This is a genomic window from Streptomyces sp. CRN 30 (assembly GCF_034105845.1).
In genome coordinates this window covers 1-19,624 of record NZ_JAVRHI010000564.1, presented here as the reverse complement: position 1 = coordinate 19,624, position 19,624 = coordinate 1, and the positions used below count along the sequence as shown (strand labels likewise).

Here is a 19,624-nt window from a genome sequence, read left to right as displayed (position 1 = left end):
GCGTGCTGCTCGTCGGCGCCATGAGCGGGCCGCTGGGCGGGGACCGCTTCACCGTGGAGGCGCGGGCCGCCGCGGGGGCCCGGCTGCACGTCGGGTCGGCCGCGGCCACCCTCGCCCTGCCGGGGCAGGCCAAGGGCGAGGCGCGCTACGACGTACGGCTCGACGTGGCCGCCGGGGGCGAGCTGCGCTGGCTGCCCGAGCAGTTGATCTCGGCGGCGGGCAGCGAGCTGTACGTCTCCACGCGCGTCGAACTCGCTTCCGGCGCCCGGCTGGTCCTCCGCGAGGAACAGGTCCTCGGCCGCGCGGGCGAGGAACCCGGACGGCTCACCAGCCGGCTCACCGTGCGCCTGGCGGCCCGGCCGCTCCTCGACCAGGAGCTGGCCTGCGGGCCGGGCGCGCCGGGCGGCTGGGACGGACCCGCCGTGCTGGCCGGGTACCGCGCACTCGGGCAACTCCTCGTCGTGCGGCCCGAGTACGCGCAGCGCGCCCCCGAGGCCCGGGTCCTCGGCGAGTGCGCCGCCCTCACCCCGCTCGCCGGGCCCGCCGCCCTCGTGACCGCCCTCGCGGACGACGCGCTGCGGCTGCGGCGGGTGCTGGACGAGGCCCTGGCCGCGCTCGGCTGAGCGGCGCACGCCGGTGCGTCAGCTGAGCGGCATGCGCGGGAACCTGCGTTCCTTCCGCTCGGCGTCCTCCGCCTTGGCGACCGCCGCGTACTTGTCCACGTACTCCTGCTCGGAGAGCGACAGGATGGCGTACATGATCTCGTCGGTGACGGCGCGCAGGATCGCCTTCTCGTCCTCCATGCCGGCGTAGCGGGAGAAGTCGAGGGGCTTGCCGAAGCGGATGACCACCGGGTGGATGCTCGGGATCTTCTTGCCGGGCGGCTGGGCCTCGAAGGTGCCGATCATCGCGCAGGGGATCACGGGCACCCGGCCCTTCAGCGCCATGACCGCGACGCCGACCTTGCCCTTGTACAGGCGGCCGTCGTGCGAACGGGTGCCCTCGGGATAGACGCCGAGCAGCTCGCCCCGGCGCAGGACCCCGAGTCCCTCCCGGATCGCGGCCCGGCCCGCGTCCTTGCCGGAGCGGTCGACCGGGATCTGTCCGGCGCTGCGGAAGAAGGCGGCCGTCAGGCGTCCCTTGACGCCGGGGCCCGTGAAGTACTCGGCCTTCGCCAGGAAGGTGATGCGGCGCTTCAGTACCGCGGGCATCAGGAAGTGGTCCGAGAACGAGAGGTGGTTGCCCGCGATGATGGCCGCGCCGGACTCCGGGACGTGCTCGAGGCCCTCGATACGGGGCCGGAAGGTCAGTCTCAGCAGCGGCCCGAGGATCACGTGTTTGAGCAGGTAGTAGAACAAGGGGTCGCTCCTCACTCTGGCGGATCGGCTCAACCGCCGCGTTCTAGCAGGTCAGCGGGTACGGAAGGGGTGCCAGTGTATGTGCGTGCGCGGTCGGCGGGAACCGTGTGACGGGCAGGGGACGCGGTGTGGGCCGGGTACCCGGGACGGCGGCGAGGGCACGCGATAATGCCGCGGTTGTTTACGGAACACATGACCGATACATCGTTATGGCGAGCCGGATTTGTTGCCCATCGGTGACGTATTGCGGTGGCGTATCGATTCACTGCGTGCCGGTGGAACAGATATGAGGCAGTGGGTGCGCGGGAGGATTTCCGGTCGCTGCGGGGCGGAATACCGGAAGTCGGTGGAAGGGCTGTTAACGCCGGAGATGCGGGGCCTACACTGTGGGACGCTCGTAGGGGGATGTATGGAGCAACAGATACGGCTGGCAGGATCGGCCAAGCAGTTCTTGCGGGAGATGGGGAGAGCCGAGCGGCAGGACCTGGCCGACGCGCTCAAGTCCGCCTTCGGAAACGGAAATCACTTCCCCGTCGTGGGAGTGCGCATGACGCCGGAGGGATTCCGCGCCATGCTGCTGCCCATCGGCTACCTGATTGTCTTCCGGCAGATGGACGAATTCGAGATCAAACAGTACGACACCGAACGCGGCGTCATGGTCATGGACATACTGACCGCGAGTGAGGCCCAGCCTTTCTGACGTCCGCCAGGGGCAGGTCTCGGGGCGTGGCGGCGGAAGGGAGGGGCGTGGTGCGGCCCGCCACGTGGATGCGGATGTCGACGGGGGTGTGGGACGCGGGCGGGTGGGAGGCGTAGGCGAACGTGCCGAGCGCGACGGCCGCGACGAGTGACGCCCAGGCCAGCCGGACCTTCATGCGCAGGTAACGCTCCAGCGTCGCGTGGTAGTTGGCGCACTGGACCACCTCGCGGGCCGCGGCGCGCAGTTCGGCCGCCCGGTGTGCCGCCGCCTCCCGGGTCGCGGGCCCGGTGGCGGAGTGGATCTCCTCGTCGGCCTCGCGGAGCCGGCGGTGGAGGGTGGGCAGGTCGGGGGCCACGTGGCCGTACAACTCGTGGCGGCTGTCCTCGATGTGCCGGGCCACGCTGTCGAAGCGGCGGCGCCGCGCGTGGCCGGGCACGTCCTGGAACTGCGACTCGATGTCCCGGTCCGTGAAGGTGTTGAGGGTGACCCAGTCCTGGGTGAGGACGGCGGAGGCGCTGTTCGCCATGTACGCCAGGGCGGCCAGTGCGGTGGCGATGCCGGCGACCGCCGCCCACAGGCGCCACGAGGTGGGTGGCAGCCGGCCCAGGTCGGTGAGCTGGAGGCTCGCCGTCAGTGCCGCCGCGATCCCGGCGAAGGCGGTGAGCAGCCACTTGGCGGTGGAGCGCAGCGCGTCCAGGGCGGCCGCGTACCCCGATGCCGACGGTGGCGGGGCCTCCGGAGCGAAGCTGCCGGCCATCCTGGCCCCCTTCGACGACGGGCCGAGAAAAGTGTCGTCAACGGTTGACGACGGCTACGCGCAGGCTACACGCTGGGTGTGGAGAACGACAGCCGCCTGTCCGCACCTCGTGTGCGCGGCGCCTTTGGCCCAGGGAGAGGATCCATGGAGACCATCGGAATCCGGGAGGTGTCCGGCGATCTCATCAAGGCCGCCGCCGACCGGGGCGACGTACTGGGGATCACCAACGGACGCGTGCTCGCCGGGGTCCTGATGCCGTTGAAGCAGACGACGGTGGAGCGTCTGGTCGACCAGAACCTCACCCGCATCCTGCAGAACACCCGGGAGGGGCAGCGGGACGCGGCGGCGGGCGGTTCCGCCGCGCTGGACGACCTGGCCGCCGAGGAACCCCGCCCCGCGGGACGCCGGGCGCCCGCCCGGGTGACGATCCGCGGGTTGTCCGGCACCCGTATCGAAGAGGCCGCCGCGGCGCGCGAGGCGCTGGTCGTCACCCACGGCGGCGAGGCCGTCGCCCTCCTCGTCCCCGTCACCCTGCAGTGGGTGGAACAGCTCGTCGAGCGCAACCTCTCGCGCATCCGCCACAGCATCGAGCGCGGCGAGCACGAGATCGCGGCCGGCGGACAGGTGCCCACCCTCGACGAGTTGCTCCAGGAGGGCGAGGCGGAGGAGGCGCGGTCACCGGACGGGTGGCCGAAGGGGGCACGGCCGCCGGAGGGACGGCCGGAGCAGGAGGGTCCGGCGGAAGAGGGCCCGGACCGGGGCCGGCCGCACGAGCGGTCGTCGTCCGCGTGGCCCGGTCCGCCCGGTGCCGCCCGCGGCGGGCTGCTGCACCAGCGGGCCATCGGCATCACCATCGTCTCCGACGGCATGGACAGCTCCAGCCGGCTGATCGGTGTCGTCACCGACATGCTCGGCCGCATCACCTCCGGACCGGTCGTGACACCGCTGTCCGATCTCGACCAGGGCCATGTACTGGCGTGCATCCTGGACCTGATCGACGAGCTGCGGGAGGAGCTGCACCCCGGGCTGGAACAGCTGGTCGGGGTGGGCATGGGCATCGGCGGACATGTGCACCGCGGCACGATCGTGAACTCGCCCCACGCCGGCTGGCGGCGGTTCCCGCTGGCCGCGCTGGTACAGCAGCGCGTCGACGTGCCCGTGGTGCTGGAGAACGACGCCAACGCCCTGGCCGTACGGGAGCGGTTCATCGGGGGCATCGACGACGAGAGCATGGCCGTCGTCCTGATCACCGACGGAGGCGTCGGAGCGTCCCTCGTCCTGAACGGGCGGGTGTTCCGCGGGGCGCGCGGCATGGCCGGGGAGCTGGGCCACATCCCCGTCGAGGCCGACGGCGACACCGCGAAGGTCAAGTGCCGCTGTGGGAGCCACGGTTGTCTGGAGAGCGTGACCGCCCCGGCCGCCATGGCCAGGACGCTCGCGGGGGACGGCTTCCACGGAGGGTTCGACGCCGCCGTCGAGGACGGCGACGCGACCGCTCCGGGCGGCGCCGTCCGCACGGTCCTGGACCGTGCGGGGGAGGCGCTGGGGCGGGGCGTCGCCACCCTCGTCAACCTGTTCAACCCGTCCACCGTCGTGCTCGTCGGCCCGCCGTCCCTCGTCGGTGCACCCCGGTCCTTCCGCAACGGGGCGGACACGACCCCGCGCGGCACCGCGGGCCTGTACATGAGCGCCATGGAACGGACCGTCAACGACCACGCGTTCTCCACCGGCGCGGACGACTGCCAGTTCGTCGTCCGTCAGGTGGACGACGCGGAGAGCGCCGCCGCCGCGGCGGCCTGCATCATCGAGCAGTTCGCTCCCCCCGGCCGGAACGTACGCGCCGAGCAGGCGCACCTGACGTCCGGTCGGCTCAGCACCTGTCTCAGCCTGCCCGGTTCACCACCTTCGCCAGCGCATCCAACGCGGCCCGCAGCTCATCGGCGGTGACGGTGAGCGGCGGGGCCAGCCGGACGGTGGAGCCGTGAGTGTCCTTCACCAGGACGCCCTCGTCCAGGAGCCGCTCGCCGATCGCGCGGCCGGTGCCGACGGCGGGGTCGATGTCGACGCCCGCCCACAGCCCGCGTGCCCGGAAGCCCACGACGCCCTTGCCCACCAGCGCCTCAAGGCCCTCGCGCAGGACGACGCCCAGTTCGGTCGCCCGCCGTTGGAACTCGCCCGTCCCCAGCAGCTCCACGACCGCCGTCCCGACCGCCGCGGCCAGTGGGTTGCCGCCGAACGTCGACCCGTGCTCGCCCGGCCGCAGCACCTCCAGCACGTCCCGGCGCCCCACCACCGCCGACACCGGCACGATGCCGCCGCCCAGCGCCTTGCCCAGCAGCACCAGGTCGGGCAGGACGCCCTCGTGCTCGACGGCGAGGGTCCGCCCGGTGCGGCCGAGGCCCGACTGGATCTCGTCCGCGACGAACAGGCAGCCGGCCCGGCGGGTGAGCTCGCGCACGCCCCGCAGATAGCCGTCGTCCGGGACGATCACGCCCGCCTCGCCCTGCACCGGCTCGATCAGCACCGCCGCCGTCGTGTCGTCCACGGCCCGCTCCAGCGCGGCCAGGTCGTTGTAGGGGACGACGCGGAAGCCCGGCGTGAACGGGCCGAAGCCGTCCCGGGCCACCGGGTCCGTCGAGAAGCCGACGATCGTCGTCGTCCGGCCGTGGAAGTTGTTCTCCGCCACCACGACCGTCGCCCGGTCCGCGGGCACGCCCTTCACCTCGTACGCCCACTTGCGGGCCACCTTCACGGCGCTCTCCACGGCCTCGGCGCCGGTGTTCATCGGCAGCACCATGTCAAGGCCCGTCAGCGCGGCCAGCCCCTCCGCGAAGGCGGCGAGACGGTCGTTGTGGAAGGCGCGCGAGGTGAGGGTGAGCCGGTCCAGCTGGCGGTGCGCCGCCTCGACGAGCGCCGGGTGGCGGTGGCCGAAGTTGAGGGCCGAGTAGCCCGCCAGCATGTCCAGGTAGCGGCGGCCCTCGACGTCCTCCACCCAGGCGCCCTCGGCCCGCGCGACGACCACCGGCAGCGGGTGGTAGGTGTGCGCCAGGACCGGTTCCTCGGCGCGGATCAGCTCGGCGGACGAACGTGCGGGGGCGGCGGCGGGCGACGGAACGACAGCGGTCATCGGCGTATCTCCTGGGTGCAGCACTTGATGCCCCCGCCGGCCTTGTGGAACTCCGACAGGTCGACGGGGACGGGGACGTAACCGTGGTGCGCGAGCCGGGCGGCGAGCTCACCGGCGCCCGGCGGGAGGAAGACGTGACGGCCGTCGGAGACGGCGTTCAGCCCGAACGCGTGCGCGTCCGCACGGGTGGCGAGCACCGCGTCCGGGTACAGCCGGGCGAGGACCTCGCGGCTGCCCGGCGAGAACGCCTCCGGCCAGTAGGCGATGTTCGCCTCGCCCCCGCCGGCCCCGTCGTCGAGCACGAACAGCGCCGTGTCCAGGTGGTAGAACCACGGATCCACCAGCTGGAGGCTGATCACCGGGACCCCGAAGAACTCCTGCGCCTCACGGTGCGCCTCCCGGGTCGTACGGAAGCCCGTGCCGGCCAGCACCCAGCGGCCGGCCGGCACCAGGTCGCCCTCGCCCTCGCACACCGACTCCGGCCGGTGCACGTCGTAGCCGGCGGCCTTGAACCAGGTCTCGTAGGCGGTGGACTCGGGGCGCCGTTCGGGAGCGTGGAAGAGGGAACCGAGGACCCGGCCCCCCAGCACCAGCGCGGCATTGGCCGCGAAGACCATGTCGGGCAGGCCCGCGACCGGTTCCGCGGTCTCCACGGTGTGGCCGTGGGCGCGGTAGGCGCCGATCAGCTCGGCCCACTGGCCGCGGGCGAGATCGACGTCGACGGGGCGGTCGGGGTGCATCCAGGGGTTGATCGCGTAACGCACGGCGAAGTGCCGGGGTTCGCAGACGAGGTAGCGCCGCCTGCTCGGCACACGACTGACGGACACAGAGTGTTACCTCCGCTTCCTGCGGGTGGTCGAGAGGACACCACGGTAGGAAGCGGCACGTACGGGCGACAAGTGACGAAAGCTGCTTTCCCGCGCACGATTCCTGCGTCGTGCGGAGCCTCAGCGCACGTCTGCTGCGCCGTCAGAGCCTGTGTCCTATCCCCCGCCAGGCGTCGCGCGCCCGGCCGGGGATATGACACAAGCTCAGGGCGCCGGTTGGCTGGCACCCGCCTCCGGGCTGTCCGGCAGCAGGTGCGACAGCACCATGCAGCTCACGGTCTTGCGGATGAACGGCTCCGTCCGGATGCGCTCCAGCACCTCCTCGAAGTGCTCCACGTCCCGCGCCCGTACGTGCAGCAGCGCGTCCGCGCCCCCGGTCACCGTCATCGCGGCCACGATCTCCGGATGGTTGCGCACCACCTCCGCCAGCCGCCGGGGCGGCGCCGCGCCCTCGCAGTACACCTCCACGTACGCCTCCGTGCGCCAGCCCAGCGCCGAGGGCCGCACCGTGGCCGCGAACCCGGTGATCACACCGGTCTCGCGCAACCGGTCCACCCGCCGCTTCACGGCCGTCGCCGACAGCCCCACCACCGCGCCGATCTCCGCGAAACTGGTCCGGGCGTTCGCCATCAGGGCGGTCACGATCTTCCGGTCGAGCTCGTCGAACGGCGCCGGCCTGCTGTCCATGGCCGCACTGTATCCAGCGCCGACGACCACGCGGGGCACATGTCCAGACGTACGAATAGCTCCTACACTCCACGCATGCTGCGCGCCCTCGCCGTCGACGACGAACGCCCCTCGCTGGAGGAACTCCTCTACCTGCTGAACGCGGATCCGCGCGTCGGCAGCGCGGAGGGCGCCGACGACGCCACCGGGGCGCTGCGCCGCATCAACCGGGCCCTCACCTCCGGTCCCGGCGGGGCCGAGGCCATCGACGTCGTCTTCCTCGACATCCAGATGCCCGGCCTCGACGGCCTCGACCTGGCCCGGCTGCTCACCGGCCTCGCCGCCCCGCCGCTCGTCGTGTTCGTCACCGCCCACGAGGACTTCGCCGTCCAGGCCTTCGACCTCAAGGCCGTCGACTACGTGCTCAAGCCGGTGCGCAAGGAGCGCCTCGCCGAAGCCGTGCGCCGGGCCGCCGAACACCGGGACGCGCGCCCCCTGATCCCCGTGCACGAACCCGACCCGGACCACATCCCCGTCGAGCTCGGCGGCGTCACCCGGTTCGTCCCCGTCGACGACATCACCCACGCCGAGGCCCAGGGCGACTACGCGCGCCTGCACACCACCCAGGGCAGCCACCTGGTGCGCATCCCGCTGTCCACGCTGGAGGAGCGCTGGCGGGCCCGCGGCTTCGTGCGCATCCACCGCCGCCACCTCGTCGCCCTGCGCCACATCGCCGAGCTGCGGCTGGACGCGGGCACGGTGAGCGTGCTCGTCGGCCCGGTCGAGCTCCAGGTCAGCCGCCGGCACACCCGCGAACTGCGCGACCTGCTGATGCGGAGGCCGTGACGGTGCCCCACGACCCCGCCGAACGCCGTGTCGTCGTCACCGCCCCGCCCCGCCGCGGCGGACGCAACCCCGGCTACTACCGCCCCCGCACCGAGATCGACGAGCAGACCACCCTCGGCCACACCTACGTCCGCTCGCTCATGCGCAGCCAGCTGCGGACCGCCCTCGGCGTCTTCGGCGTGCTCGTGCTGCTGGTGGGGCCGCTGCCGCTGTTGTTCGCCGCGGTACCGGACAGCGCCGGGCTCGCCTGGGTGGTGCTCGGCTTCTGCGTCTACCCGCCGCTGGTGCTGCTCGCCCTCTGGCACGTACGCCGCGCCGAGCGCAACGAGCGGGACCTCGTCCGGCTGGTCGAGGACCGCTGACCGTTGAACGAGAACTACGCCGTCCCCGCCGTCGCCCTCGTCGTGGTCGCCACCGTCCTTGTCGGCGCGTTCGGCCTGCGCATCTCCCGGACGACCTCCGACTTCTACGTCGCCTCCCGCACCGTCGGCCCCCGCCTCAACGCGGCCGCGATCAGCGGCGAGTACCTGTCCGCCGCCTCCTTCCTCGGCATCGCGGGACTCGTCCTCGTCCAGGGCCCCGACATGCTCTGGTACCCGGTCGGCTACACCGCCGGCTACCTGGTGCTGCTGCTCTTCGTCGCCGCCCCGCTGCGCCGCTCCGGCGCGTACACGCTGCCCGACTTCGCCGAGGCCCGGCTCGCCTCCCCGGCGGTCCGACGGCTCGCGGGGGCCTTCGTGGTCGGCGTCGGCTGGCTGTACCTGCTGCCCCAGCTCCAGGGCGCCGGGCTGACGCTCACCGTGCTCACCGGCGCGCCCGACTGGCTCGGCGGAGTCATCGTCGCGGCCGTGGTGGTCGCCACGGTCGCCGCGGGCGGCATGCGCAGCATCACCTTCGTGCAGGCCTTCCAGTACTGGCTGAAACTCACCGCCCTGCTCGTGCCCGCCCTCTTCCTCGTCCTCGCCTGGCAGTCCGACGGCGCCCACCGGCACGTCTTCGACGAACCGGCGGCCTTCCGCGAGCAGCGCGTCGTCCGCGTCGACGAGACCCTCGACCTGCGCCTCGAACGCCCCCTCGGCGTCACCGCCACCGGCACGGTCGACGGCCGCCGCTACGCGGGCGAGCTCGTCCACCTGCCCGCCGGCACCCACCGCGTCGACCGCGGCACGGAGCTGACGTTCACCGCGGGCGACCCCGTGCCCGTCGCCGAGCGCGGCGTCGACGACGGCATGTCGGACTCGCTCGCCGCGGGCCGCGAACAGCGCCCCCTGTACGCCACCTACGGACTGATCATCGCTACCTTCCTCGGCACCATGGGCCTGCCCCACGTCGTCGTCCGCTTCTACACCAGCCCGCACGGCGTCGCCGCCCGCCGCACCACGGTCGTCGTCCTCGGCCTGGTCGGCGCCTTCTACCTGCTCCCGCCCGTCTACGGCGCCCTCGGCCGGCTCTACGCCCCCGAGCTGGCCCTCACCGGCGACGCCGACGCGGCCGTCCTGCTGCTGCCGGACCGGATGATCGGCGGGCTCGGCGGCGACCTGCTGGGCGCGCTCGTCGCGGGCGGGGCGTTCGCCGCGTTCCTGTCCACCGCGTCCGGGCTGACCATGGCCGTCGCGGGCGTCCTCACCCAGGACGTGCTGCCCTCCCGCGGCGTACGGCACTTCCGGCTCGGCACCGTCCTCGCGATGGCCGTGCCGCTCGCGGCGAGCGTGCTGGTGGGCGGGCTGCCCGTGGCCGACGCGGTGGGGCTCGCCTTCGCCGTCTCCGCGTCCTCCTTCTGCCCGCTGCTCGTGCTCGGCATCTGGTGGCGGCGGCTCACCCCGCCGGGCGCGGCCGCCGGCATGCTCGTCGGCGGGGGATCCGCGCTGGTCGCGGTCGCGGCGACCATGGCCGGCTATCCCGCGGGGGGCGACCTGCACGCGCTGCTCGCCTGGCCCGCGCTGTGGTCGGTGCCCCTGTCGTTCCTGACCATGGTGCTGGTGTCGCTGGCGACACCGGGGAAGGTACCCGCCGGTACACCGGCCATCCTGGCCCGCTTCCACCTGCCGGAGGAGCTCGCCGGCGGCCAGGTGCGCGGGGCCGTCCCCGAGACCGACACCCGGGCGGACGCATGAGCGCGGGGGAGATCAGCGCCTTCGTCGCGGGGCTGTGCGTGGCCGCGCTGCCGCTGCTCACCGCCGGATTCTGGCTGGGCAGGCGGACCGCGCGCACCCGCACCCTCGCCGGGCTCGGCACGCCCGTCGAGCACGCCACCTTCGAGACCCTGCACACCGCGTCCCTCGCCGCGCCGCCGCTGCGCGCGGGCCTCACCGAGGAGACGGCCCGCAAGGCGGCCCGGCGGCTGCGCACCCTGCTCGGTACGGACGCGCTGCTCCTCACCGACCACGAGACGGTCCTCGCCTGGGACGGCCTGGGGGAGCACCACCGCACGCAGATCGTCGAACGGCTCGCCGGCCCCCTGGAGACCGGCCGCGGCGAGGCCTTCCGGCTGACCTGCGACGAGCCGGACTGCCCGCTGCGCTGGGCCGTCGTCGCGCCCCTCACCGTCGACGACCGCGTGCACGGCGCGCTCGTCGCCTGCGCGCCCGGCGAGTCCGCCGTCCTGGTCCGCGCCGCCGGGGAGGTCGCCCGCTGGGTCTCCGTCCAGCTGGAACTGGCCGACCTGGACCGCTCCCGCACCCGGCTCATCGAGGCCGAGATCAGGGCCCTGCGCGCGCAGATCTCCCCGCACTTCATCTTCAACTCGCTGGCCGTGATCGCCTCGTTCGTGCGCACCGACCCGGAGCGGGCCCGCGAGCTGCTGCTGGAGTTCGCCGACTTCACCCGGTACTCGTTCCGGCGGCACGGCGACTTCACCACCCTCGCCGAGGAGCTGCACGCCATCGACCACTACCTGGCGCTCGTCCGGGCCCGTTTCGGCGACCGGCTGGCGGTCACCCTGCAGATAGCCCCCGAGGTGCTGCCGGTCGCGCTGCCCTTCCTCTGTCTGCAGCCGCTCGTGGAGAACGCCGTCAAGCACGGCCTGGAGGGCAGGACCGTGCCCGCCGGCAGCAGGAGCCACATCAGCATCACCGCGCAGGACGCGGGCGCCGAGGCGCTCGTCGTCATCGAGGACGACGGCGCGGGGATGGACCCCGACCTGCTGCGCCGCATCCTCGCGGGCGAGGTCGGCCCCTCGGGCGGCATCGGCCTGGGCAACGTCGACGAGCGGCTCCGCCAGGTGTACGGCGACGACCACGGCCTCGTCATCGAGACCGCGGTCGGGGCGGGCATGAAGATCACCGCCAGGCTGCCCAAGTACCAGCCGGGCGTCCATTCGGGTGGCCGGCTGCCCCGTGAGTGAGGCGCGGAGCCGGTGCGGCTCTCAGGCGCTGCGCGACATCACCATGCCGAGGGTGAGCAGGCCGAGGACGACCCAGCCGAACCAGAGCCAGCCGTTGGAGCCGAGGGCCACCGTGTAGGCCGTCACCACGACCAGCCCGCTGACGGTGAGCACTCCCATGGTCTTCGTGGAACCGGGCATCGCGGCACCCTTCTGGAGAGGTGATCCTCCTCCATGGTGCCCCGGTTCCGTGTTCGAACACCGTTCAGGAACCGATGCGACGCCCGGCTCCGGGAAAATGGGTGTCACCGACCACGGGCGTGGAGCGAGGCCAGGTAGGCGTTGTACGCCTCGAGCTCCTTGTCACCGTCGCGGTCGGCGGCGCGGTCCTGGCGCTTCGCCTGCCGCTGGTCGGAGCGGTACCACTGGAAGAGCAGCGCGATCAGCACGAGCACCGACGGGATCTCGCTGAACGCCCAGGCGATGCCGCCGGCCGCGTTCTGGTCGGCGAGCGCGTCGATGCCCAGCGAGGCCGGGGGATCCGCGTACGTCCCGACCATCGCCGTGGAGCCCATCATCAGCGCGATGCCGAAGAACGCGTGGAACGGCATGCCCGCGAACAGCTCCAGCATCCGCATCAGGTAGCCCGGGCGGTGCGGTCCCGGGTCGACGCCCATGATCGGCCAGAAGAACGTCAGGCCGACGAGGAGGAAGTGGAGCATCATCACGATGTGCCCCGGCCTCGACTCCATGAGGAAGTCGAAGAGCGGGGTGAAGTACAGCCCGTACAGGCTCGCGATGAACATCGGGATCGTGAAGACGGGATGCGTGATCACCCGCATGTACCGGCTGTGCAGCAGCATGAGCAGCAGCTCGCGCGGTCCCTTGCGGCCCCGCCCGGCCGTCGGCAGCGCGCGCAGCGCCAGGGTGATGGGGCCGCCGAGCAGCAGCAGGATGGGCGCCAGCATGCTGATCACCATGTGCTGCACCATGTGCACGCTGAACATGACCATGCCGTAGTCGTTCAGCCCGGTGCACATCATCAGCAGGATGAGCAGCACACCGCCGGTGAACCAGAGCGTGCGGTTCACCGGCCACTTGTCACCGCGCCGGACCAGCCGGGCGACCCCCCACCCGTACAGGGCGAGCACCACCAGGCAGCCGACGAGGAAGAACGTGTCCGGCGACCACGCGAGCCCCCGCGCCAGCGTGAACGGCGGCAGGTCCATCGACGTGCCGTGCCCGCTGTGATCCATCCCGCGGCTCCTGAATTCGTACGGGTTGTGCTGTCTGTCCGCACCAGATTAGAACCGCCCCCCGGGGCGCTCGGCACCGGGGGGCGGCCGGGCACGGTGTCAGAGCACGCACTCCGCCTCGGTGTACCGGTCCTCGGGGACGGTCTTCAGCGTCTCCACGGCCTGCGCGAGCGGCACCATCACGATGTCGGTGCCGTGCAGCGCGGTCATCGTGCCGAACTCGGCGCGGTGCACGGCCTCCACCGCGTGCCAGCCGAACCGGGTGGCGAGGACGCGGTCGTACGCGGTGGGGGTGCCGCCGCGCTGGACGTGCCCGAGGATGACGGGGCGGGCCTCCTTGCCGAGGCGCCGCTCCAGCTCGACGGAGAGCTGGCGGGCCACCCCGGCGAAGCGCTCGTGGCCGTAGACGTCCTTGCCGCCCTCGTCGAAGTCCATGGTGCCGGGCCGGGGCTTGGCGCCCTCGGCGGCCACCACGATCGCGAACCGCTTGCCCTGGTCGAACCGCTCGCGGACCTTGGCGGTCAGCTCGTCGATGTCGAAGGGCCGCTCGGGCACGACGACGGCGTGTGCGCCGGCCGCCATGCCGGAGTGCAGGGCGATCCAGCCGGTGTGCCGGCCCATCACCTCCACGATGAGGACGCGCTGGTGCGACTCGGCGGTCGTCTTCAGCCGGTCCAGCGCCTCGGTCGCCACGCCCACGGCCGTGTCGAAGCCGAAGGTGACGTCGGTCACCGCGATGTCGTTGTCGATGGTCTTCGGCACGCCGACGATCGGCAGGCCGTTGTCCGCGAGCAGCCGTGCGGCCTTGAGGGTGCCCTCACCGCCGATCGGGATGACCGCGTCGAGGCCGAGCTCCTCGAGGTGCCCTCTGGCCCGCTCCACGCCGTCCCGCAGGTGCTCGGGACGGACCCGGGAGGACCCCAGGATCGTGCCGCCGCGAGCGAGGATGCCGCTCACCGCGTCGAGGTCGAGCTTGAGGTAGTCGCACTCCAGGAGACCCTTCCAGCCGTCCCGGAAGCCGATGACCTCGTCACCGTGGTCGACCACGGCACGGTGCACGACGGACCGGATGACGGCGTTCAGCCCGGGGCAGTCGCCACCGGACGTGAGGACACCAATGCGCATAGCCCGAATTACCTTCTCCACATGGGCCGGTAGCCGGACGTCACTGTCCGGCGGGACCCCGTCACCCTATAGGCGTGCGGGGCCCCGGCCGTACGGCGCGTCCGTCTTCCGGACACCCCCGCACAGGTGAGCGGCCGCCGTGTCAGAAGGGACCGGCGAGGGGTGTCACGCGGGCTGCTCGGCGGCCGAGATCCGCTCGCCGCGCAGCGCCTCGTACCAGCGGTCGTCGACCGGCGGCAGCGCGTTGACGTCGAGCGCGAGCTTCAGCAGCAGGTCCGCGATCAGCGGGTTGCGGGCGAGCACGGGCCCGTGCATGTACGTCCCGAAGACCGTGTCGTTGAACGCGCCCTCGGTGCCGTCGCCCGTGCCGTTGCCGTTGCCGATGCGCACCCGGGCCAGGGGGCGCGCGGTGGGGCCGAGGTGGGTGATGCCCTGGTGGTTCTCGAAGCCCGTCAGCGGCGGCAGCCCGAGCCGCGGGTCTATGTCGCCCAGCACGTCACCCACGCAGCGCTCGCCCTCGCCGCGGGTGGTGGTGATGTCGAGGAGTCCGAGACCGGGCTCGCGCTGGCCGAGGTCGTTGATGAACTCGTGGCCGAGGATCTGGTAGCCGGCGCAGACCGAGAACACGATCGCGCCGTTCTCCACGGCCCGGTACAGCTGGCCGTCCCGGCGCAGCCGCTCGGCCGCGAGCCGCTGCGGACGGTCCTCGCCGCCGCCGATCAGGTAGATGTCGCCGGAGGTCGGGATCGGCTGGTCGCTGCGCACGTCCAGGCGGGCCACGTCCAGGCCGCGCTGGCGCGCCCGGCGCTCGACGACCAGCACGTTGCCCTGGTCGCCGTAGGTGCTGAGCAGGTCCGGGTAGACCCAGACGACCCGCAGTTGGTTGTCGCTCACAAAAGTCCCCTGAGTCTCGTCAGTTGCCGACGCGGCGGCGCAGGTCCTGGAACGCGGTGTAGTTCGCGATGACCTCGATCCGGCCGGGCGGGCACATCTGCACGGCCTGGTCGACGTTGTCGCAGACCTGGAAGTGCTGGTTGGCCACCTCCAGGCGCACCGCGAGGTCGAGCTTGCGGTCGCCGACCACGAAGATCGGGTGGCCGGTCAGCCGCGTGTAGTCGACGTCCCACAGCCAGGAGGTGTCGGTGCCGTCGGCGCCGCGTGCGTTGACCGAGAGGATGACCGGCGCCGGCGGCGGGTCGATCAGCGAGAACGTCTCCAGCCAGCCGGCCGGGTTCTTGGCGAGCAGCAGCCTCAGGTCGCGCTGCATGAACTGCACCACGTCGTAGCGGCCGGCCACCGCCTGCACCTGGTACATGCGCTCCAGGGCGACCTGCGGCGGCACCCCGAAGACGGCGGCGACGGCGGCCGAGGAGGCGGCGTTGGCCTTGTTGGCGCGGCCCGGCAGCTGGAGGTGGATCGGCCAGGCGGAGCCGTGCGGGTCGAGGACGTGGTCGCCGGAGAGCGCCCAGCTGGGCGTGGGCCGGCGGAAGCCGCACTCGTTGCAGAACCAGTCGTCGCCGGGGCGCTGCATCACACCGCCGCAGGACGGGCAGGACCAGGCGTCGTCCTTCCACATCTGCCCGGCCGCGACCCAGATCACGTTGGGGGAGGAGGACGCCGCCCACACCACCAGCGGGTCGTCGCAGTTGGCGACGATGACGGCCTTGGAACCGGCCAGGCCCTCGCGCCAGTTCTCGGCGAGCATGCGGGTCTCGGCGGCCCGGTCGAGCTGGTCGCGCGAGAGGTTGAGCAGGGCGATGCACTTGGGTGACGTGTCCCGGGCCACTCCGGCCAGGTACTTCTCGTCGACCTCTATGACCGCGAACTTGGCGTCGGAGCCGCCCGCCAGCGCGGAGGTGATGCCCGCGGGCATGTTGGCGCCCAGCGCGTTGGACACGACCGGGCCCGCGGCGCGGAGCGCCTCCGCGATCAGGCGGGTGGTCGTGGTCTTGCCGTTGGTCGCCGAGACGAGGACACAGTCCAGGTTCTGGGCGAGGCGTGCGAGGAGGTCGGGGTCGAGCCGGAGCGCCACCTTGCCGCCGATCACCGACCCACTGCCGCGACCAGCCGCGCGCGATGCCGCCGCGACGGCTTTGCCCGCCGTCACGGCCAGCTTGGCCCGCGGCGTGAGCGGGTCCGAGTTGCCTGCCATCAGTTCTCGATCCTCCTTGCGTGCGCGCCGCGCCTGAACCTGTTCGGCCACGTGGTGCGGACCTCAGCCTATCGAGATCCACTCGCACACCCGAATCGCGTCCGCCGCCCCGGCGTCCGGGCGGCTCGAAGGACCGTACCCTTACGGCCATGCGACACGGTTCGATCCCCGGCGCCCGAGGGCGCGTACGGCCCCTCACCCTCCTCGGGGACCCCGTTCTGCAGGCGCCGTGTGAAGAAGTGGTGGACTTCGGTGCCGGTCTGGAGAGTCTTGTGCAGGACCTCTTCGCCACGATGTACGCGGCCCGCGGTGTGGGCCTGGCCGCGAACCAGGTGGGCGATCCGCGCCGGGTGTTCGTCTACGACTGCCCGGACGACGAGGAGGTCCGGCACGTCGGACACGTGGTCAACCCGCGGCTCGTGGAGGTGGACGGGCTGGTCCTGCGCGGACCGGAGGGCTGTCTGTCGCTGCCGGGCCTGGAGGCGGGCACCGAACGTCATGACGAGGCGGTCGTCGAGGGCGTCACCGTGGACGGCGACCCGGTACGGGTGCGTGGCACCGGCTTCTTCGCCCGGTGCCTGCAGCACGAGTGCGACCACCTGGACGGCCTGCTGTACGTGGACCGCCTCTCCGGCTGGCGCAGCCGGCGGGTGCTGCGGCAGGCCGCGCGGGCACCCTGGGGCCGCTGACCGCGCCACGGAGCCGTACGGTGCCGGGAGTCCGTGGCGCGGTCGCGCGCGCCGCGTGTCAGAAGCCGGGTCCGCCGACCCGGTCGCCGGCGGCCGCCAGCCGGCCCCACAGCAGGTCCGCCAGGCTGCGCACCAGTTCCGCGCGGGAACAGGGGCGTTCGCCGAGCCACCAGTCGCCGGCCGCGTGCATCATGCCGACGATGCCGTGCCCCCAGATCAGGGAGAGCCGCGCGCCGTCCGGGCCGAGGTCGAGCCGTTCCTCTATGACCTTGCCCAGTTCCTCGCCCATGCGGCGCAGCAGGGGGGCGGAGTGCCTGCCGATGTCGAAGACCTGTTCCCCCTGGGTGGCCCCCTCCGCGGGATGCATCAGGAAGCGGTACACCTGAGGACGTAGCTCGATGGCGGCCAGATAGGTGTCGAGCGTCTGCTCGACCCGCTCACGGCGCTCGGCCGGGGCGTCCAGCGCGGCCCGCAGCGAGTCGAGGAGGGCGTCCGTGTGGCGCTGGGCGAGGGCCGCGTACAGCCCGCCCTTGTCGCCGAAGTGCCGGTAGAGGATCGGCTTGGTGATCCCGGCCTCGGCGGCGATGGCGTTCATCGAGGCCCCGGGGCCGTCGCGGAGCACCACTCTGTCGGCGGCCTCCAGCAGCTCGCGCCGACGGCGGTCGGCGGACCGTTCCTGATCGGTCCGCTGCGTGGTGTCCATGCGTCTCTCCCCCACCCGTACTGAATCGGTGATGCCTGCGCAAACTAACACTCATGAGCACCATCCGATCGAACGAGCTGACGAGGACGTATCGGGAGTTGACTTATCCTACCGACCGGTAACAGACTCCAGTTACCGCAGGTAATACCCAATGCAGTGCTGGAGGGGTCATGGCCGAATTCACCATGGAGCTGAGCGACGAACAGAAGGAGGTCCGGGACTGGCTCCACGGCTTCGCGGCCGACGTGATCCGCCCCGCGGCCGCCGAGTGGGACGAGCGTGAGGAGACCCCCTGGCCGGTCATCCAGGAGGCCGCCAAGGTCGGCATCTATTCCCTGGACTTCTACGCCCAGCAGTACTTCGACCCCACCGGTCTCGGCATTCCCATGGCGATGGAGGAACTGTTCTGGGGTGACGCGGGCATCGCCCTGTCCATCGTCGGCACCGGCCTCGCCGCCGTGGGCGTCCTCGCCAACGGCACCGACGAACAGATCGGCACCTGGATCCCCCAGATGTACGGCGCCGTGAACGACGTCAAAGTGGCCGCTTTCTGTTCCTCCGAGCCCGACGCCGGCTCCGACGTGGCCTCCATGCGCACGCGTGCCGTGTACGACGAGGCCACGGACGAGTGGGTGATCGACGGCACAAAGACGTGGGCGACCAACGGCGGCATAGCCAACGTGCACGTGGTCGTCGCGGTCGTCGACCCGGAGCTCGGCTCCAAGGGCCACGCCTCCTTCATCGTCCCGCCGGGCACGCCCGGCCTGTCCCAGGGCCAGAAGTTCAAGAAGCACGGCATCCGCGCCTCGCACACCGCCGAGGTCGTCCTGGACGGCGTCCGCGTGCCCGGCTCCTGCCTGCTCGGCGGCAAGGAGAAGCTGGACGAGCGCCTGGCGCGGGCCCGGGAGCGGGCCAGGAAGGGTGGTGAGCGTGTGAAGAACGCCGCGATGGCCACCTTCGAGGCGTCCCGTCCGGCGGTCGCGGCGATGGCGGTGGGCACCGCGCGCGCCGCGTACGAGGTGGCCCTGGACTACGCGCGGACCCGGGAGCAGTTCGGCCGGCCGATCATCGACAACCAGGGCGTGGCCTTCCAGCTCGCGGACATGCGCACGTCGATCGACGCGGCCCGGCTGCTGACCTGGCGCGCCTCCTGGATGGCGGTCAACGGCAAGCCGTTCACCGCGGCCGAGGGCTCCATGTCGAAGCTGTTCGCCAGCGAGACCGCGAAGAAGGTGACCGCGCAGGCGGTCCAGATCCTCGGCGGCAACGGGTACACGCGGGAGTACCCGGTGGAGCGGATGCACAGGGACAGCGCTATTTACACGATCTTCGAGGGCACCAGCGAGATCCAGCGGCTGGTCATCGCCCGGACGCTGTCGGGGATGCCGATCCGGTGATCCCGCCGGATCCCGCGGCCGCCCGCACGGGGTCAGTGGTGCCGGAGCGGGGTGAGCTGTTCGATGTCGTACCGCGCTCGCAGCTCCTCGATCGCCGTGCGGTCCGGTGGGCCGCCGGCGTCGAGGATCCGCAGCAGTTCCTCGAAGTACCGCTCGTGGTCCGGGGGCGGGGACGCCTGGAAGAACATCTTCGCCGGGGCGCCGGTGGGGTTGGCGAACGCGTGCGGGCAGCCCGGCGGGACCGCGATCACCGTCCCCGGGGTCGCCCGCACCACCCGGTTGCCCGCGTGGGACTCCCAGCGCTGCCAGCCGTCCGGGGTCCGCACCCGCGGCTCGAAGGCGAGCACGTCCAGCTCGCCCTCGAGCACGTAGAACAGCTCCTCGCTGTGGGTGTGCACATGGGCGCCTACGTCGAAGCCGGGCGGGACGACCACCTCGAAGCTGGACGCCATGCGTGAGTGCGTGCCGGTCACCTTGAACGTCACGTCCTGCGCGGGGGTGCGGACCGTGCGGCCGTGGCCCGGTGGCACGAGCAGCCCCTCGGGTGGCGGGAGGAGCGCGGTCACCAGGTGACGGGCAGGGCCTCGGGCCCCCGGATCAGTGCGCCCCGCCGCCACGGCACCTCCTCGGGCGGGACCGCGAGCCGGAGCCCGGGCAGCCGGTCGACGAGCGTGTCCACCAGCAGCTCGGCCTCCAGCC

The 19,624-nt window shown here is 72.3% G+C and carries 21 protein-coding genes and 1 pseudogene; 9 read left to right on the top strand and 13 right to left on the bottom strand.

What is annotated here, in order from left to right; translation table 11 throughout:
* The coding region (locus tag UW392_RS65635) for an urease accessory protein UreD (protein ID WP_320785010.1) at window positions 1-623 on the top strand (623 nt) is incomplete at its 5' end.
* An 18-nt stretch (window positions 624-641) separates the two neighbouring features.
* Here UW392_RS65635 and UW392_RS65630 read toward each other — a convergent pair.
* Complete coding sequence (locus UW392_RS65630) at window positions 642-1,358, bottom strand: lysophospholipid acyltransferase family protein (protein ID WP_320785009.1); 717 nt, start codon at window positions 1,356-1,358, stop codon at window positions 642-644.
* Between the two features lie 409 nt (window positions 1,359-1,767).
* Between UW392_RS65630 and UW392_RS65625 the strand changes: the two genes are divergently transcribed.
* Complete coding sequence (locus UW392_RS65625; RefSeq protein ID WP_320785008.1) at window positions 1,768-2,058, top strand: hypothetical protein; 291 nt, start codon at window positions 1,768-1,770, stop codon at window positions 2,056-2,058.
* On the opposite strand, the gene UW392_RS65620 is transcribed toward UW392_RS65625, so the two are convergent.
* Window positions 2,018-2,815 (bottom strand): hypothetical protein, encoded by a 798-nt coding sequence (locus UW392_RS65620; RefSeq protein WP_320785007.1) that lies wholly within the window; start codon window positions 2,813-2,815, stop codon window positions 2,018-2,020. The genes UW392_RS65625 and UW392_RS65620 overlap by 41 nt on opposite strands.
* Window positions 2,816-2,959: 144 nt before the next feature.
* Here UW392_RS65620 and UW392_RS65615 point away from each other — a divergent pair, with 144 nt between their 5' ends.
* A complete protein-coding gene (locus UW392_RS65615) occupies window positions 2,960-4,762 on the top strand; it encodes an ROK family protein (protein ID WP_320785006.1) in 1,803 nt (600 codons plus the stop codon).
* On the opposite strand, the gene rocD is transcribed toward UW392_RS65615, so the two are convergent.
* The 3 genes from rocD to UW392_RS65600 all read right to left on the bottom strand — a co-directional run bounded on the left by rocD (window position 4,698) and on the right by UW392_RS65600 (window position 7,456).
* On the bottom strand, window positions 4,698-5,942 hold the full coding sequence (gene rocD, locus UW392_RS65610) for an ornithine--oxo-acid transaminase (protein WP_320785005.1): 1,245 nt from the start codon (window positions 5,940-5,942) through the stop codon (window positions 4,698-4,700). The two genes, UW392_RS65615 and rocD, sit on opposite strands and share 65 nt — an antisense overlap.
* Window positions 5,939-6,769: a dimethylargininase gene (gene ddaH / locus UW392_RS65605; protein WP_320785004.1), complete on the bottom strand. Its 831-nt coding sequence runs from the start codon at window positions 6,767-6,769 to the stop codon at window positions 5,939-5,941. Before ddaH ends, rocD begins: the two co-directional genes overlap by 4 nt.
* 204 nt (window positions 6,770-6,973) lie before the next feature.
* Window positions 6,974-7,456 carry an Lrp/AsnC family transcriptional regulator gene (locus UW392_RS65600; protein WP_320785003.1) on the bottom strand — a complete coding sequence of 161 codons (483 nt, stop codon included), beginning with the start codon at window positions 7,454-7,456 and terminating at the stop codon, window positions 6,974-6,976.
* A gap of 75 nt (window positions 7,457-7,531) precedes the next feature.
* Between UW392_RS65600 and UW392_RS65595 the strand changes: the two genes are divergently transcribed.
* The 4 genes from UW392_RS65595 to UW392_RS65580 are packed head-to-tail and all read left to right on the top strand — an operon-like array spanning window position 7,532 to window position 11,624.
* Window positions 7,532-8,281, top strand: a complete 750-nt coding sequence (locus UW392_RS65595; protein ID WP_320785002.1) for a LytTR family DNA-binding domain-containing protein — start codon at window positions 7,532-7,534, stop codon at window positions 8,279-8,281.
* 2 nt (window positions 8,282-8,283) lie between these two features.
* Window positions 8,284-8,643, top strand: coding sequence for a hypothetical protein (locus tag UW392_RS65590; protein ID WP_320785001.1), 360 nt, complete (start codon window positions 8,284-8,286; stop codon window positions 8,641-8,643).
* Window positions 8,644-8,646: 3 nt separating this feature from the next.
* Window positions 8,647-10,395 (top strand): cation acetate symporter, encoded by a 1,749-nt coding sequence (locus UW392_RS65585; RefSeq protein ID WP_320785000.1) that lies wholly within the window; start codon window positions 8,647-8,649, stop codon window positions 10,393-10,395.
* 11 nt (window positions 10,396-10,406) lie between these two features.
* Window positions 10,407-11,624 carry a sensor histidine kinase gene (locus UW392_RS65580; protein ID WP_320785011.1) on the top strand — a complete coding sequence of 406 codons (1,218 nt, stop codon included), beginning with the start codon at window positions 10,407-10,409 and terminating at the stop codon, window positions 11,622-11,624.
* Between the two features lie 21 nt (window positions 11,625-11,645).
* On the opposite strand, the gene UW392_RS65575 is transcribed toward UW392_RS65580, so the two are convergent.
* The 5 genes from UW392_RS65575 to UW392_RS65555 all read right to left on the bottom strand — a co-directional run bounded on the left by UW392_RS65575 (window position 11,646) and on the right by UW392_RS65555 (window position 16,136).
* Window positions 11,646-11,804 (bottom strand): hypothetical protein, encoded by a 159-nt coding sequence (locus UW392_RS65575; RefSeq protein WP_320784999.1) that lies wholly within the window; start codon window positions 11,802-11,804, stop codon window positions 11,646-11,648.
* A gap of 104 nt (window positions 11,805-11,908) precedes the next feature.
* Window positions 11,909-12,859 (bottom strand): cytochrome c oxidase assembly protein, encoded by a 951-nt coding sequence (locus tag UW392_RS65570; RefSeq protein ID WP_320784998.1) that lies wholly within the window; start codon window positions 12,857-12,859, stop codon window positions 11,909-11,911.
* 99 nt (window positions 12,860-12,958) lie between these two features.
* Window positions 12,959-13,984, bottom strand: a complete 1,026-nt coding sequence (locus tag UW392_RS65565; protein ID WP_320784997.1) for a 6-phosphofructokinase — start codon at window positions 13,982-13,984, stop codon at window positions 12,959-12,961.
* A gap of 165 nt (window positions 13,985-14,149) precedes the next feature.
* Entirely contained in the window at window positions 14,150-14,878 is a 729-nt protein-coding gene (locus UW392_RS65560; RefSeq protein ID WP_320784996.1) for a glutamine amidotransferase, read from the bottom strand.
* Window positions 14,879-14,897: 19 nt separating this feature from the next.
* On the bottom strand, window positions 14,898-16,136 hold the full coding sequence (locus UW392_RS65555) for a MurT ligase domain-containing protein (protein ID WP_320784995.1): 1,239 nt from the start codon (window positions 16,134-16,136) through the stop codon (window positions 14,898-14,900).
* Between the two features lie 149 nt (window positions 16,137-16,285).
* Here UW392_RS65555 and def point away from each other — a divergent pair, with 149 nt between their 5' ends.
* Window positions 16,286-16,825, top strand: coding sequence for a peptide deformylase (def, locus tag UW392_RS65550; protein WP_320784994.1), 540 nt, complete (start codon window positions 16,286-16,288; stop codon window positions 16,823-16,825).
* 58 nt (window positions 16,826-16,883) lie between these two features.
* Here the strand turns inward: def and UW392_RS65545 are convergent, their stop codons facing one another.
* Window positions 16,884-17,528, bottom strand: a complete 645-nt coding sequence (locus tag UW392_RS65545) for a TetR family transcriptional regulator (RefSeq protein ID WP_320784993.1) — start codon at window positions 17,526-17,528, stop codon at window positions 16,884-16,886.
* A gap of 170 nt (window positions 17,529-17,698) precedes the next feature.
* On the opposite strand from UW392_RS65545, the gene UW392_RS65540 reads away from it, so the two are divergent.
* On the top strand, window positions 17,699-18,925 hold the full coding sequence (locus UW392_RS65540) for an acyl-CoA dehydrogenase family protein (protein WP_320784992.1): 1,227 nt from the start codon (window positions 17,699-17,701) through the stop codon (window positions 18,923-18,925).
* Between the two features lie 32 nt (window positions 18,926-18,957).
* On the opposite strand, the gene UW392_RS65535 is transcribed toward UW392_RS65540, so the two are convergent.
* Window positions 18,958-19,491 (bottom strand): cupin domain-containing protein, encoded by a 534-nt coding sequence (locus UW392_RS65535; protein WP_320784991.1) that lies wholly within the window; start codon window positions 19,489-19,491, stop codon window positions 18,958-18,960.
* Window positions 19,488-19,624: pseudogene (locus UW392_RS65530) on the bottom strand (cytochrome P450); the annotation flags it as partial. The gene UW392_RS65535 and the pseudogene UW392_RS65530, both read right to left, overlap by 4 nt.

Bases quoted from the DNA above. Each gene is read 5' to 3' on its own strand.
- UW392_RS65625 (WP_320785008.1), top strand. From the start codon at position 1,768: ATGGAGCAACAGATACGGCTGGCAGGATCGGCCAAGCAGTTCTTGCGG.
- UW392_RS65620 (WP_320785007.1), bottom strand. From the start codon at position 2,815: ATGGCCGGCAGCTTCGCTCCGGAGGCCCCGCCACCGTCGGCATCGGGG.
- UW392_RS65615 (WP_320785006.1), top strand. From the start codon at position 2,960: ATGGAGACCATCGGAATCCGGGAGGTGTCCGGCGATCTCATCAAGGCC.
- rocD (WP_320785005.1), bottom strand. From the start codon at position 5,942: ATGACCGCTGTCGTTCCGTCGCCCGCCGCCGCCCCCGCACGTTCGTCC.
- UW392_RS65600 (WP_320785003.1), bottom strand. From the start codon at position 7,456: ATGGACAGCAGGCCGGCGCCGTTCGACGAGCTCGACCGGAAGATCGTG.
- UW392_RS65595 (WP_320785002.1), top strand. From the start codon at position 7,532: ATGCTGCGCGCCCTCGCCGTCGACGACGAACGCCCCTCGCTGGAGGAA.
- UW392_RS65575 (WP_320784999.1), bottom strand. From the start codon at position 11,804: ATGCCCGGTTCCACGAAGACCATGGGAGTGCTCACCGTCAGCGGGCTG.
- UW392_RS65570 (WP_320784998.1), bottom strand. From the start codon at position 12,859: ATGGATCACAGCGGGCACGGCACGTCGATGGACCTGCCGCCGTTCACG.
- UW392_RS65565 (WP_320784997.1), bottom strand. From the start codon at position 13,984: ATGCGCATTGGTGTCCTCACGTCCGGTGGCGACTGCCCCGGGCTGAAC.
- UW392_RS65555 (WP_320784995.1), bottom strand. From the start codon at position 16,136: ATGGCAGGCAACTCGGACCCGCTCACGCCGCGGGCCAAGCTGGCCGTG.
- def (WP_320784994.1), top strand. From the start codon at position 16,286: ATGCGACACGGTTCGATCCCCGGCGCCCGAGGGCGCGTACGGCCCCTC.
- UW392_RS65545 (WP_320784993.1), bottom strand. From the start codon at position 17,528: ATGGACACCACGCAGCGGACCGATCAGGAACGGTCCGCCGACCGCCGT.
- UW392_RS65540 (WP_320784992.1), top strand. From the start codon at position 17,699: ATGGCCGAATTCACCATGGAGCTGAGCGACGAACAGAAGGAGGTCCGG.